Genomic DNA, 14,605 nt, shown 5'->3' on the forward strand with positions numbered 1-14,605 from the left:
CTTCCTATCGCTTCGAGAGCACGGTCAACTGGCCCTCGTTGATCGTCACTTGGTCGCCGCGCAGCAGGACCTCGGCGCCCGCGCCGGTCGCGATGACCACGGCTTCCTCGGTGATGCGGATGTAGGCGCCGCCCTTGGCCTGGAGCAGGATTCCCTGGTCCGCGCCCGGTGGATCGCTCATCACGATCTTGTGCGCCCCGGGTGTCTGCACCACGACGGGCTTGGCCTGCGAAGCCGGCTGGACCAGGCGACGCGCGTCCGGCGGCAGTTCGCTCTGGTCGCCGTACCAACACCCCGTCCACACGGGGAAGCTGGGGTCACCCTGCTCGAACTCGACCCACACGCCCGCTCCCGGCGGCGGCACCACGAACTGCCCCGCCTCCGGACCGGTGAACGGCAGACAGGGCAGCGCCCAGGTCGACGGCTCGTCGCCCAGGACGTCCGGGACCTCGACGGTGATCCGCCCGATGTGCAGCGGGTCGTTGTTGTCGATCACCCGGCCGCGGAACTTGCCGAGGTAGCGATTGCCGGTTGCCGCCATGCTGAACTGCTCCTGATCTGTGGGGTGTTGCGGGGCGGTGCATGCTGTGGTGGGTCAGGGCCTGACGTAGGCGCTGCGGGCTTCGAGGCCCTCCCGGGAGAGGGTGAAGTTCTGTTGGTACGAGCCCGGTCGCAGGGTGTGTGTGACGGACTTGACGTAGTAGTCGCCGTCGTACGCGCGTCCGGCGCCGCGCACGCCGACCAGTTGGCGTGGCTGCAGGAGGTATCCGTGCCGGTTGACGTCGAGTGAGCCGGAGCCCGAGACGACGTCGGCGGACACGGCGGCCCTGGCGAGGAGTTCGGCCTCGGCCTGCTCGCGCTGCTGCTTGGCCGTGCCGGCCAGCGTCCTGCGCTTGAGCGCCGGGGTGGGCCGCTTGCCGAGGGGCGGACGCAGCGGGCTGATCGGCGGCTGCGGGAGGAGCGTGGAATGCCGGGTGCCGGGGTCCTGCCAGCGGGCCTGCGGTTCCTCCCTCGCCGTCCCGTCGTACGCGAACGTCAGCTGGTCGACGGTGGAGTTGTTGTCCATGTTGACGTTGAGGGCGTGCTGGCGGATGCCGAGCCTGACCTCGGGGCCCCAACGGGCGGACGACTGGCCCGGGTTGGGGCCAGGCTCCAGATAGAACGTGTAGCCGTTGGCGCGGGCCAGCTCGTTGACGTACTGGAGGTCGGTGCCCGTCTGATAGTGGACGCGCAGGTCCTGGTGCGGGGGCTGGGACACCTTCTCCGTGTAGACGTCCGGCCGGATGCCGTAGTCGGAGTACCGGCGCAGGATGGCCAGGACTCGCTCGGACGGCGGCAGGTTGGGGTAGCGGTCGGTCCGCTCCTCCAGGTCCATGAGCAGGCTCAGGTCCTCGCCGGTGACGGTGAGCGTGGAGTGGCCCGGCTGGTTGCTGGCGCCGACCTCCTGCCGCACGATCAGCCCGTCGAGGAGCACCTCGGGCGTGCCTTTCACACTCACGGAGACGATGACGCGGGTCTTCGGGTCGAAGAACCCCTCCGGGAGCAGGGTGCGGTTGATCAGCCCGTTCTTGGTGAGGTCGAAGGCGAGCTGGAAGCCGCTGCGTTCGCCCGCGGTGGCGGTGATCTGGGCGGAGAGCAGGGCTTCCGTGACCTCCGCGGGGACGGGCCGGGTGAGTTTCGGTCCCATCTGGAGGGTGATGTGTACGGGGCCCCGGCCCACGGGGAGTTCAGACACGCCGGTCTCCCCGGTCCGCCCGCGGGAAGCCGCCGGCGAGGGGGACCTCGATGACGTTGCCCGCCTCGTCGGTCAACTCCCGTGGATCCAGTACGGGGTTGGCGTCGGCGATCTGCCACCACTGGGCGGGGTCGCCGAAGTAGCGCTGGCCGAGGAGGTCGGGGCGTTCGCCGCTGCTGACGGTATGGCTCTGGCCGTCGTCCTCGGTCTCGGCCAGCGGTGGCAGCAACCGGCGCTTGGTGTACCGGACTTCGGTCCCGTCCGCCTGTCGGTGGATGCCGATCTCGGCGTCGTGGTAGCGGCTGGTGCGGGGGTAGGGGTGGGCGCCCGGGATCGCGTCCAGGGCGTTCTCGTACGGCTCGATGTCGGCCATGGCTTCCGCCCTCAGCCCCTTCCGCTCAGTGTTGCCGTGCCGCCGATGTCCCCGCCGGTGAGGCCGAGTCCGCCGAGGCTGCCCCGGCGGGCGGCCGTCGCGAGGCGTTCCTTCTGGGCGAGGTGGGCCATGTAGAGGTCGGCGCCTCGGTGTCCGGCGGGGAGGTCGCTGACGGTGAGCACCTTCAGCCCGATGCCGAGCGAGGCCCGGATCGGGTTGAGGTTCACGTCGAACGCCGACTCGTTGATGGACAGCTCGGTGAGCCGTACGGGCATCACCCGCTTGCTCCCCCACGTGAACAGCGTCAACGGCATCTCGATCGGGCTGATCTCGATGGTCCCCTTCTGCGAGAGCCGCGAGGCGTCCCGGATCTGCTGGGTCGTGGGCTGCACCAGCATTTCGAGGGTGGCGAGTTGGGGGTGAATGCCGTCGGGTGCGGCGACCTCGAACTGATCGGTGGCATCGATCTCGGCGGTGAACTTCCACGTCTCCTGAGCGGGACCCTTGAGCCGCAGAGCCTCATTCCGGTCTCCGGTCCCGCTGCCGCCTCCACCGGAATCACCGCTCCCGCCCGCGGATTGGGGACTGAGACTGCGTTCGAGGGTGTCCGGGTTGAACTGAAGCACGATGATCCGCTGGGGCGTTCCTCGGTCGGGGTCGACCACGACTATTCCGGAGCGGATGGGCTTGGGGATGTCGGCGTAGCGGGTCATTGGCGGGCCTCCAGGCGTTCACGCAAATCCGTGTAGTCGTGCTGCGGGAAGATCTCGGGAAATACCTCCAGCATGCCCTGGAGGTATGCGACGGTTTCCCGGAAGTCGCCACGGCGCAGCGAGATGTCCGTGTACAGGTATTGCCAGCCGTAGGTGCCCTTGGTGAGGAGCAGAGCGTCCAGGTACTGGCAGTAGGTGATGTCCATCTTGATGAATCCAGGCGGATACGGGTCGCCACCGATGTCCGCCACGGCGCTGTACCAGATCTCAAGGGGCGTGCCACCGGGCCGCAATCGGATATATGCCAGTTTCCCGGACCCTGACCGTGGCGTGTGATCGAAGAAGCGAAGTTCCGAGAGGAACCGGAGTTGGGAATCCGTGGCGTCAGGAATCGTGGGGGCAGGACCCTCCGGCTGGTTCAGTACGTCACGGAGGTGGAGCAGATTGAAATCGCCCTGAATTCTGGGAAGTTTCTTCCGGGAAGTCCTCCACTGTGCCCCGAGGTCCGTGAACCGCAGAGCACAGTCCAAGAGGTTCTGATCGAGTTCTACGTCAGCCCAGGCATCGTTGTACCGGCCCAGCGGGAGAAGCTCTTCAGGGGCGGGACCCAGGTGATCAGCGTTCCCACAGTCAGCTTGGAGGAACGGACTCGACCGGATCTCTTCCAGAGATTCCGCGTGCCGCTGCTCGTTGGGGGTGAGATTGTGCATGACGGTCAGCTTTCGTCGGGCGATCGGAGAGATTTTGCTCCGTCAGAAGTTGAAGTAGCCGTGGGTTGCGCGCAGCTTCAGCCTCCTCATCGTCGTGTCGAAATTGTTGAGCGGCTTCCCTGCCTTCGACTTGTATGCGGACAGTTTCCTCTTCATGTCAGCGAAGTCCTTGAATGTGCGCTCGTGCATGACCGCCGTCACATACATGCGCCCGGCCCTGTCTAGAGCCTTTCCGATCTCCGCCCTGGTGGCCGTGTTGATGTTGACAGGGGCCGTGAGCGGTCCGACGAAGCTCGGCGCGGGCGGAGGAGCGAAATTCTTGACCGCTCGCATCGAGGCAGGCAGCTTCATCCAGTCCGAATTGCTCTGTCCAGTACCGTTCCCCCTCCTCTTGTACATTCCCCAATCGACCGTCAGCTGCTCCGGGAATCCTTCGGGATAGGTATTTCCGTGCGGGTACGCGATGCTGCTGGGACCCTTGTAGCGCTTCAGTTCCGCCGTGTACCACCCCGGCATGGGAGGAGTGGCGGTAGCGGTCTGCCCGAATGCCTGCGCGGCGTACTTTTCGATCACGTGGTAGAAGGGGGCGTTGTCGGAGTTCCTGGCCGGAACGAAGTTGGATGTGGCTGCCGCTCCACCGATCTCGCGCGGTATGAGGTGCATGCGGTCCCACTGAGGCGTGCCCGGAGTCATCTTGTGCCGCGCCAGGTAGTACCAGCCCTCGGTGTATTGATTGCCTGGCTCACGTCCGCGTTGTGCATACTCGGGGTTGATGTACTTCGCGTTGGTTGTCACCGCCGGCCGTACTCCGTTCTGGGGCCAGGGTTCGATGACGGGACGCGGCAGTTGATGCTTCCTCAAGTAGTCGAGCAGTCCCTGCGAGAAACCACCGGTGACGGGAAGGCTCGGGTTCAACCGCGCGCGGACGGTGAACTCTTCGCCGCCCTCCTTTTCCAGGCTGGTCAGCCGGAACCATGTCTGCAGAGAGGAGAGCAGCGACCTGTGCGAACCCTTACGGAGTCCGGGTTCCAGCCGTTCCTCAATGATCGGGCGTATCCTCGCCACGATCTTGGCCAAGCGCTCCGATTTGGAGTCGGTCGACTCCTCGTCCTTCTTGCGGTCGTCCCGCTGGTCCTGCCTGTCCTGCTTATCCGGCTTGCTCTTTGGGACACCATCCTTCTCGTGTCTCGGCCTCCCGGGGACGTCCTTGTCGGGCTTGGGCCTTCCGGGACCGTCCTTGTCGCCGCCCTTGCCATGAGAGGGCTTCTTGTCCGCTGGCCTGCCCGGCCCGTCCTTGTCGGACTTGGGCTTCCGGGAGCCGCCCTTCCTGGGCTTCCCTGAGCCGGAGCCGTCCCTGTCGCCGTCCTTACCGTCCTTGCCCGCAGGCCCGTTCGGGTCCTGGTCCTTGGGCTTGTCCGGGGTCTTGTCGTCGGACTTGGGCGGCGTGGAGCCCTGGTCCTCCTTGGGCCTGCCCGGGGTGTCGTCCTTCGGGCGGGGCCGCGTGTCCGGTTCGGGCTTCGGGCGGGGGGTCGGTTGGGGCTTGGGCTTTGGGGACGGGGTCGGGCGGGTGTCCGGCCTGTCGTCTTCCTTGTCCTTCAGGCGGCCGTTCTTGTCGTTGCCCGTGGGCTTCTTGGTGTCGGCCGGGGTCTTGGAAGTGCCTGGGCCGGGCTTGGTGCCGTCCTTGGCGGGGCCGCCGGGTGACGTGGGCTTCGCCGGAGTGGTGGTTCCCGGCTTCTTCGCGGTCGGCGTTCCACCGGGGCGCGGCCCGGCGGTCGTCGGGCCGTTCGTCGTCGGGCCGTTCGTCGTCGGGCGGCTCGTTGTCGCACTCGGGCCGCCCGTCGTCGGGCGTGTGGTCGGTGTGCCGGAGGTGGGGCCGGGCGCGGTTTCCGGCTGCGGGCGGGTCTTCTTGTCGCCGCCCCGGTCGTCCGAGCCCTGGCCCGCCGGGCCCCGGCCCCCGCCCGGCTTCTCCTTGCCCAGGTTCAGGGCGACGCTCTTGAGGCGGCGGCCGACCTTGGCGACGTACTTGCCGATGCCGTTCAGGAGGAACTCGTAGGCGAGTTCGAGGAGGGCGACGATGCCGGCCGCGACCGCCTTCGCGAAGAGGATGCCCGCGCCGCCCTGGCGGACCGCCTTCAGCCAGGTGATGACCGCACCGATCGCCCGCAGGATCTCGCTGAGGGCGCCGATGGCCGTGCGGATGGCGTCGATCACCGCCATCACCCAGCCCGCGCCCGGAATCAGCTTCGCGATGACCTTCGTTATGACGATCTCGCCGATGATGAAGGGGAGTTGGGGGACGATCGCGTCCCACGTCTCCTTGACGATCCGCTCCAGGGTGAAGCCACCCTTGATGAGCTTGTCGATCATCGCCTTCGGGATGCCGAGGATCTCCTCGATCTTCGACTGGAACCACTGCTTGACGGCCGCCTGGACCTCACGGAAGAGGTGGTTCTTCGCCCCGTCCACTGCGGAGTTCTTGGCGCCGCTCAGCCAACCGCCCGGATCGGAGAGGAAATCGACGGCGATCATCATGAACTCACCGAGCGCGCCCAGGATCTTGGAGGCGTACTCCAGGACCGTCTTGACCGCTGCGATGACCGCCTTGATCACGTCCAGCAGCATCTTCTTCAAGATGCTCAGAATGCTGCCCAGCAGCTTTCCGATGGCGTGCAGCAGATCCGTGATGATCTGCTTCAGCATTTTCGCCAGTCGGTTCACCATGGCGATCGCGGCCGAGATCAGCCCACTGATGAACTTCCGGATACGGTTGGCCAGTTCGATGATCCCCCGGACCAGCGCCTTGGCGAATTCGATGAGGTCGTCGATGAGGTTCTTGATGGCGTCGACGATGAACTTGCGCGCCTCGTTGATCCAGCGCTCGACCGTCTCCTTGAAGTTCTTGATGAAACCTACGACCGCGTCGCGCGCCGCCTTGATGACGCGGACGATCGCGTTCTTGATCTCAAGGACTTTTTCCTTGATCCAGTCGAAGGCCTTGCTGATCCAGTTGCCCGAATCATTGACGCTGTCGTCGCGCTTCTTCTCGGCGTCCTGTTCGGCCTTGGTGTTCTCGTCCTGGATCTTCTTGTCGCCGTCCTTCTTCTCCTTGTCGACGTCGTCGTCGGTCTTCTTCTCCTTGTCCTGGACGTCCTTACGGACCTTGTCGTGCCGCTCGCTCTTCTTCGTACCGAGGTTCTTGAGCTCCTCGTCCTGCTCCTTGCGCCAGTCGGCACGCTGCGCGGTGACATCACTGAGGGCCTTCTCGCGCTCGCCCGCCTGGCTCTCGGTGTTCGCCGCGACCTCGGCGTCGACCTTCTGCTTGTGCTTCGCCTGCGAGTCACGGAAGTCCCGGTCCTTGGTCTGCCGCCCCTCGGACATGCCCTTCTGGCCGTCGCTGAACGCGGCCTTGAACTGCGGCCCCCGGTCGTGCTCCGCCACCTCGGAGGCGGCCTCCGCGGGTACGGCTCCCGTGGACGCGCCGCCCTCCGGCACACCGCCCTTGCCGCCCTCGGGACCGGGCACCTTCGCCTTCAGCTGCTCCTTGGGGACGTCGGGGTAAACCTGGTTCTCCCCCATCGGGCGGGCCGCGTCGTCACGGCCCGTCGTGACGGTCTCCTGGCCCTTGGTGTCGACCGCGGCACCCTGTTCGCCCGCTGTCTGATCCGCCTCGCCCTGCAGTTCGACACCCGGCGCGTTGCCCGCCTGGGCCTGCTTGAGCGCCTCGTCCTTCGTCGGCAGCCCGGCGAACTTGGCCGCCAACTCCTGCGCGTCCACCTCGAAGCCCAGCTTGTCCGCGAGCCAGCCGATGCCGAAGCCCAGGGCCATCTTGAAGGTGTCCCAGCCGCCCGGCTCCTCCGCCTTCTCGGCCTCGATCTGGCCCTCGGGCTCCTTGGCACCCGTGACCTCGGCCTTCTCCTCCGCCGGTGCCTCGGACTTCTGCGCCGCGTCCTGGGAGTACTGGGCGGGCGCGTCGGCCTTCGGCTTGCCCTGGAGCGTCTGGGGCGCACCGGCGGGGCGCTGCATCGACGGCGGCGCCGCGGCAAGCGCCTTGTGCTCGTCGCCGACGGTACGGTCCACCGAGCCGCCGACGCCTCCCATGGCCTCAAGTGCCTTGTGGGGCTTGAGGCTTGAGGCGGTGGACAGGCCCGCCTCCGGGGACACCTGGGAGAGGTTCGGGGCCGGGCCCGAGTCCTTCTTTCCCTTGCCCTTAGAGGCGGGCACTGCCGCGCTGCCGCCACCACGACCGCCGCCTCCGCCGGAACCTCCACCGCCACCGCCACCGCGCGAACCCTTCGCGGCAGAGGCGGACTTGGTCGCCTTCGGCGCCGCATCAGCCTTGTGGGCGGGCGCAGCAACCGGAACGGCCTCCTCCTGCGCCGACGGCTCGGCGGCCTGGACCGGTTCCGGAGCGGCGGGCGCGGACTCCTGCACCGCCGGGGCCTGCGGAGTCGCCGTATTACCCGTACTGCTCGCGCTTCCCCCGGACGAGCCTCCGGAGACATGGCTGTCCCGTGCGGACGAGGCACTCGAGGCGTCCGACGCCGGCTCGCTCTTGCCCGCCGCACCCCCGGAAGCCGACGAAGCCGACGAGGCCCCCTGAGCCTGCCCGCCCGCCGACCCAGCCGCAGTCACAGTCGCCTGACCGGACCCCGACGTCCTCTGCTCCTGTCGGCCCGAGGCCTCGGACCCGCCCGACTGGGCGCCGCCCGCCTGCGGAGATGCCTTCTCCTGGGCGCCGGCCGACTTGTCGCCCGCGGCCGGAGTGCCCTTCTCCTCCTTGGCGGCCGTCTCCTGCGCCTCGCCGCCGTCCTCGGACCGGCCCGGCGCCTCCTGCACCGCGGTCTGCGCGGATACGGGCCCGGCCTTGGGGTCGGCGCCGCTCTTCGGGTCCTTCGACACCGAGCCCGGTACGGGAGGCGGGGCGGCGGCTTGTTCCAGCGCGAAGCCGCCGAGCTGCCCGTCTCCGCCGGTGGCACCCTCGCCTTCGGACACGGCCTCCATGTCGGCGGCCCCGGCGACGTCGCCCTCCACGGACTCGGACTCGGATTCCGCCTCCGCATCCTCCGCGTCCTCGGCATCCCGCTCCGCCTGCACCTTGTCGGCCTTCGTGACCGGAGGCGCGGCGGACGACGGCACGGCAGCCCCCGCGGCGGAGGCCGGATCCGCCTCGTCCGCGGTCGGTACGCCGGATACGTCGGGATCCCGCTCCGGGATGAAGTCCTCGGGCTGGAGCTTGATGTCCCAGGCGCTCTTCTCCCCGCCGCCGACCTCGACCTCGGACTCACTGCCGGAGCCGAACGGGTCCTCGTCGGCAGTCTCCTCGGGGCCTTCCAGGTCCTGGTTGCGCACACCGTCGAGCCTGCTGACCGGGCCGGACTGCTGGCCGCCCTTGCCCGCCGTCGTGGGGGAACCCGTCGGCTTCGGCTGCCCGGCCTTGTCCTGCGGCTTCACCTTCTGGCTCGCCACGAGCGCGTCGACCGCGCCCGGCCGGTTCTTGGCCGCGGACTCCTCCTTGCCGGCCGCGGGAGCCTCCTGCCCGTCCGAGGCCTCCTTCTCCCCCTGGGCACCCTTGTCCTTGCCGGCCCCGCCCCCTCCGGCTTCCTTCTTCTCACCCTTGCCCTGCTCGGACTTCGCCGCCTCACCCTGCACGGCGCCCGCGGTCGTCCTCCCGCCGGTCCCGGCCTGCTGCGCGCTCTCGGCCGTACCGCCGCCCGAAGGCCGCCCAGCGCCCTCGCTCCCCTTGCCCGCCTCAGCCCCGCTACCGGCCCGGGTGTCAGTACCCGTACCGGCACCCGGGCTCGGCTCCCGACCACCACCCGGCGCGGAACTCTCCTTCCCCGGCGCCGAGTTCTCCGGCGTCGAACCGGCGGCCCCTCCCCCACCGGCCTGTTCCTTCTCCGGCCCCGGAGCCGCCCCGGGCTTCCGCTCCTCCTCCCGGTCCTCCTCGACCGAACGCTGCTCGCTCTCCCGCTCGACCCGCAACTCCCCGGCCGCGTCCGGCTCGATGGCCGGAGCGTCGTACGAGTCCGTCTCCTCCGGAAGATCCCCGTCGGCCTCGATCTCCTCGACCAGGTCGAGCACCCGGTCGTGCTCCGAGCCGAGCAGCCGGTCCTCCAGGCGGTCGAGGACTCCGTCCAGCAACTCCTCGGGCAGCCGAGCGAGTTGGCGGCGCGTGCGCTGCGAGCGGTCCTCCGGGTCGCCGCGCAGCGAGCGCACGACCGAGTTCGTCAGCCGGTCGACGAGGGTGGCGGGGTCGATCTGCTCCAGCCGGTTCCGGTCGGCGTCGACGGTGGCGTACCGCAGCCAGCCGGGCGTGGCCTGCCCCTCCTCCACCTCCGGCGCGGACTCCTGAGCCGCGGCCGGGCGTACGAGGTCCTGGGCGGCCGACTCCGCCTCACGCTCGATGGCCTGCTGGGGCAGGCTCACCGCGCCCGGGTCGCGGCCGGCGCGCAGCGCGCCGAGGCCGTCCGGGTTCTGCACGGTGTGCAACAGCTCGTGAGCGAGCAGGCGTTGACCGTCGGCGGTGCCGGGCCGGTAGGCGCCCTCGCGGAAGAAGATGTCCTGGCCGACCGCGACCGCGTCCGCGCCCAGCAACTCGGTCAGCTGGCCGGCGTCCCGCCCGGTGTGCAGCCGTACGCGGCTGAGGTCGTGGCCGAGCTGCTCCTCCAACTCCCTTCGTACGCCGACATCGAGAGGCTGTCCGGCTCCGCTGACGATGTCCTTCGGCTCAGGCGTACGGGACTTGGCCGCACGCTCCTTGCGCTTGCGGCGGCGCTCCTCGGCAGCCTGCTCCGAACGGCCGTCCTGTGTCTGCGAGTTGTTGCTCACGGCGTGACCTCCCCACGGCCGGAGAGTCCCGCGTGCACCGCGCGCGCCAGTTCCTGGCCGAGCCGTCGCGCGGACAGCCCGGCGGGCAGCGGCGGCAGCCCGGACAGCGTGTCCACGCTCACCGCGCCGTCCGCCGCCAGGGGTACGCCACGCTCGCGTACCAGCCGGGCGAGTTCGTGCTCGAACGCGGCCGACACCCGGTCGGGGTCCACACGGAAGCCATCGAGGACGAGCTCACCGACGTTCACCCGGATCGCGCCCGGTTCCCCGCCCGCACCTCTGCCCGCGTCCCTGCTCACACCCATCCGCGGACCTCCCCGGGCGTCAGGGAGCGCTCCAGCTTGAGGTACTCGGTGCGGGCGGCCGCGAGCATGTGCCGCATCTGCAGCCGGTCGCCCTCCTCGGCGGCGAGGAACGCGCCGGACAGGGCGATGTTGCGGATCGAGCCTCCGGCGACGGTGAGTTGGGCCAGCAGTTCGGGCTCGATGCCCTTCGTCGGGGTCCGCGAGGGCAGGACCCGGCGCCAGATCTCGGCACGCTCGTGCTCGGCCGGGAACGGGAAGTCGACGACGAAACGGATCCGGCGCATGAACGCCGTGTCCAAGGCCTTCTTCATGTTGGTGGTGAGGATGGCGAGCCCCCGGTAGGCCTCCATCCTCATCAGCAGATAGCTGACTTCGAGGTTGGCGTACCGGTCGTGGCTGTCCTTGACCTCGCTGCGCTTGCCGAAGAGGGCGTCGGCCTCGTCGAAGAGGAGGAGCGCGCCACCGGCTTCGGCGGCGTCGAACACCTTCCGCAGGTTCTTCTCGGTCTCGCCGATGTACTTGCTGACCACCTGGGACAGGTCGACGATGAAGAGGTCGAGGCCGAGCTCCTTGGCCATGACCTCGGCGGCGAGCGTCTTGCCCGTCCCCGACCCGCCCGCGAACAGGGCCGTCACGCCCAGCCCTCGGCGCAGGGTGGACGCAAATCCCCACTCCTGGTGAACAGTTGCCCGCTGCCGCACATGCGCGACGATCTCGCGCAGCACACTCGTCTGCCGCTCGTGCAGCACGAGGTCGTCCCAGCCCGCCTCGGGCTCGATACGGCGGCCCTGGTCGTCCATGCCGACCCGGGCCTCGTTCATTCCGGCACGCCAGGCGAGTCGACCGGCATCCAGCTCGTCCTCGCCGGGCAGATCACGGCGTACGGCGGCGGCAGCGGCGCGTACGACATGGGGCGGCAGCTGGAACTGCGCGACCAGCGACCGCAGTTCACCTTCCGGGATCTCGGCGACGCCCTCGAACGCACCGATCCACAGACCGAGTTGCTCCTCGTCGTCCAGACGCGGCACGGCCACGCGTTCGCCGTGCGGCCGGTCCGTCTGGCGCGGGTCGGCACTGGACACGACGACGGGGACGGCCGCTCCGGCGAGGAACGCGTCGGTTGCCGCGTGCTGGTCGCGGTCGAGTTCGCCTGCCTCCACGAGCAGGGCGGCGGGCAGCAGGATCGCCTCGCGCTGCCACAGCCGGGCCAGCCGGTCGCGCTCGGCAGGCTCCGTGGGGATGTCCTCGGCGCTCATCGCGTACAGCCCGAGCCCCGAGCGGGCGGCGCCCGCGGCTGCGATGTCGGCCCGGCTGCGCAGATCGCCGCCGACCACCTCGACGAGCAGCGGCGCGTCCGGCCGCGCACCGGTCGTCCAGCCCGTGGCGACCCGGCTCGCGGCCAGATCGTACGACGGCGGCAGTTCGTCCGGCACCGGCGTGCGGCGCAACTGGCCGTGCAGGCGGGCATCCAGGTAGGGCGAGCCGAGCAGAAAGTGCAGGATGCGCTCGTCGAGCCGCAGCCGGGACAACGTCAGCCGCGAGTCGTCCTCCAACTCCACGATCCGCCAGCGCCGCAGGGGCGCGACCGGGGTCAGCGCACTCCAGTGCGGCTCGGCGAGAGCGGCCAGGGCGAGCGAGAACGTGGGGTACGCGCGCTCCGGGTCCCCACTCGCCGCGGCACACCGGGCGGCGGTCGTGGCGTCCAACTCGTAGGCGGCGGTGAGGAGTACGAGGTCCCGCTCGAAGGCGCTGAGCCCGAAGCAGGAGACGAGGGCGTCGAGGGGGCCCGTCGCCGGGCCCGCCGGATTCGGTACGGGGCGGCCGGCGGCGCCGTGGCTTCCGCCGGTCCCGCCGCTCCCGTCGGCACCGCCCTCGGACTCGGATGCCGTGCCCGGCTCGGCCGCGCGCGCCGCGTGGGCGTCGACGCGGGCCAGGACGCGCTGGATCTCCGCGGTCAGCGTCGGGCTGCCGTCCGTCGCATCGCCCGCGGCCGTCGCGTTCGCCGCGCCCGTTCCGTGCGTCCCCATGTCCTCACCTGCCCCCGTCGTTCCCACGCCGCCTCAGTTCTCCGTACGATCGGGGCCGTCGCCGGCCGTCGAGGCATCGGAGTCATCCGCGGAGGACCCGGGTGACGCGGAGGTCGCGGCTCCCGTGCTCTTGGCCGCACCACGCGCCGACCTGCCGGACTGAACGGAACTGCCAGACTTGCCCGACTGGGCGGCCTTGTTGGGCTGACTCTCCTTGCGAGCGCGAGCCGGTGCCTTGGCGGCGGCCTTCACCGGCGCCTTCGCGGCAGCCTTCGTCGGCGTCTTGGCCGCGACCTTCGCGAGAGGCTTGGCCTCGGGCTCGGCTTCAGGCTTGGCGGGCGTCTCGGCGCCGGCCTTCGCCCCCGCCCCACCGGACGTCTCTCCGGAAGCCCCACTTTCCGCCGCCCCGGACCCATCCGCGGCCCCATTCACGGACGCGCCCGGCGGAACCGGCGCCCCCGGCGCCCCGAACGGCAGCACCCGCACCGCGCTCCGCTCCACCGGCTGCGCCGCCACAGGCGCATCGCGCCCCTCGATGAAGACGAGAGCCGCCTGATACACCACGGACAGCGTGTACGGGGTCTGGTGGAGCATCCCCCACAGCTTGGAGGTCTCGTCGATGTCCATCACCGTCGGCGAGAACCGCACCCGCTGCGCCGCCTCGGCCAGGTCGCTGCCCGCCAAGTAGGGCTTCTCCCCGGCCAGTTCGATGATGTCCTTCGGCAGGACGGGTATCTCGTGCAACGTGCGCACCACGGAGCCGATCAGCCGCTGACCGACCAGTTCCGACTCCTCGCCGTAGGCGCTGATCAGGAAGTGCAGGTCCAGTGCCGCGGCGGCCCGCTTGAGCAGCGTGCCGTCGGGCGCGCGGGTCGGCAGGTCGTTGTTCCGCTGCGAGGTGTTGGGCGTGACCTGGTACAGGAACACGGTGATGGTGGGCTCGGCCGGCGGATCGGCCGACGGCTTGCGCGGTTCGACCTTGACGGCCATGTCGATCTCGGGCTGGAGATTGGCCTCGATCAGCAGGGCGAGGGCCTGGGTGACATGGGCGATGGCAAGTGCGTTGCTCATGACGTCAGTTCCTCAGTCCCAAATTCCTCGGTCCCATCGGGTCCACCCTCGGTACTCCGGCGGTCGTCTCGTCGTACGTTCCTCACTCGCGCCCCCTCGCCAGGTAGTCCGCCAGGCTCAGCGCCGCCCCCGGCCGCGTCGCGGCAGCGGCACTCCGGCTTCCGCCACCCGCCGCCGCGGGACCGGCCGCCGTCACTTCGAGCCGCCCGATCTGCACCTGCACCACCTGCTCGCCCCCGCGGCCCGAGCGTCGGCCCCCGGCCTGCCGTACGGCGTCCCGGGCCGCCGCCGTGTCCGCCGCGCTGGGTCGCAGCGCGGCGGACACGGCGGCAGGGGAAGCGGTGGCCGCACCCGAGGGGAGGGGCACGGACACCGCGCTTGGGGAGGACCGCTCCGGCTCGCCCCGCCCGGCGGAGCGCCGCGCGGTGTCGGGCACGGGCCGCGGCCCCGGCGCCACCGGCACGGCGGGCCTGAGCAGCGGGGCCTCGGGAAGGTCCCGCGCCACGGGCCGGGGCGCGGGTTCGTCCGACGGCACCCGCTCGGGCCGTACGACGGTCCGCTCGCGCTCCGTACGGAACTGGACCTCGCGGACCGCCGGGCGCGTCAAGTCGCCGTCGGACGTGGGTGATTGGGTCGAGGTCGGCCACAGCGGCTCCGCCGACTCCGGCTCCTGCGCGCCGGCCCGTACCGCCTCGACCCGTTCGAAGGGTCCGGCGAGCCGCGGGCGTACGCGCGCCACGCCGGGGCGCGACACGGCGGCCGGGGCGTGCCGGGCGAGCAGCCGGTCGAAGAAGTCGGGCGCCCGGGACTCCCCCACGTCCCCCTCGTTCACGGGGTGCCCTC

At 70.2% G+C, this 14,605-nt stretch carries 10 protein-coding genes; all 10 read right to left on the minus strand.

The features are described from left to right. Positions 1-4: 4 nt before the first annotated feature. The 10 genes from ACN20J_RS11705 to ACN20J_RS11750 all read right to left on the minus strand — a co-directional run bounded on the left by ACN20J_RS11705 (position 5) and on the right by ACN20J_RS11750 (position 14,594). Positions 5-541 (minus strand): phage baseplate assembly protein V, encoded by a 537-nt coding sequence (locus ACN20J_RS11705; RefSeq protein WP_189840065.1) that lies wholly within the window; start codon positions 539-541, stop codon positions 5-7. 54 nt (positions 542-595) lie between these two features. Then, on the minus strand, positions 596-1,735 hold the full coding sequence (locus ACN20J_RS11710) for a hypothetical protein (RefSeq protein WP_189840066.1): 1,140 nt from the start codon (positions 1,733-1,735) through the stop codon (positions 596-598). Further along, positions 1,728-2,108, minus strand: a complete 381-nt coding sequence (locus ACN20J_RS11715; RefSeq protein ID WP_419665849.1) for a hypothetical protein — start codon at positions 2,106-2,108, stop codon at positions 1,728-1,730. Before ACN20J_RS11715 ends, ACN20J_RS11710 begins: the two co-directional genes overlap by 8 nt. 11 nt (positions 2,109-2,119) lie before the next feature. Next, positions 2,120-2,821, minus strand: a complete 702-nt coding sequence (locus ACN20J_RS11720; protein ID WP_189840068.1) for a hypothetical protein — start codon at positions 2,819-2,821, stop codon at positions 2,120-2,122. After that, complete coding sequence (locus tag ACN20J_RS11725; protein ID WP_419665850.1) at positions 2,818-3,531, minus strand: hypothetical protein; 714 nt, start codon at positions 3,529-3,531, stop codon at positions 2,818-2,820. The genes ACN20J_RS11720 and ACN20J_RS11725 overlap by 4 nt, the downstream gene beginning before the upstream one ends. 42 nt (positions 3,532-3,573) lie before the next feature. Beyond that, entirely contained in the window at positions 3,574-10,359 is a 6,786-nt protein-coding gene (locus ACN20J_RS11730) for an eCIS core domain-containing protein (protein ID WP_419665851.1), read from the minus strand. Continuing rightward, the gene (locus ACN20J_RS11735; protein WP_190229401.1) at positions 10,356-10,664 is read right to left on the minus strand and encodes a hypothetical protein; all 309 of its coding nucleotides are present in this window, start codon (positions 10,662-10,664) and stop codon (positions 10,356-10,358) included. Before ACN20J_RS11735 ends, ACN20J_RS11730 begins: the two co-directional genes overlap by 4 nt. Beyond that, on the minus strand, positions 10,655-12,691 hold the full coding sequence (locus tag ACN20J_RS11740; protein WP_419665852.1) for an ATP-binding protein: 2,037 nt from the start codon (positions 12,689-12,691) through the stop codon (positions 10,655-10,657). Before ACN20J_RS11740 ends, ACN20J_RS11735 begins: the two co-directional genes overlap by 10 nt. Before the next feature lie 33 nt (positions 12,692-12,724). Then, the gene (locus tag ACN20J_RS11745) at positions 12,725-13,762 is read right to left on the minus strand and encodes a Pvc16 family protein (protein WP_419665853.1); all 1,038 of its coding nucleotides are present in this window, start codon (positions 13,760-13,762) and stop codon (positions 12,725-12,727) included. Between the two features lie 82 nt (positions 13,763-13,844). Continuing rightward, positions 13,845-14,594: a hypothetical protein gene (locus ACN20J_RS11750; RefSeq protein ID WP_419665854.1), complete on the minus strand. Its 750-nt coding sequence runs from the start codon at positions 14,592-14,594 to the stop codon at positions 13,845-13,847. Between the last annotated feature and the right edge of the window lie 11 nt (positions 14,595-14,605).

Origin of the sequence: Streptomyces sp. 2-1 (genome assembly GCF_048564895.1) — a bacterium.
In the GTDB taxonomy this organism is placed as follows: Bacteria; Actinomycetota; Actinomycetes; order Streptomycetales; family Streptomycetaceae; genus Streptomyces; species Streptomyces phaeochromogenes.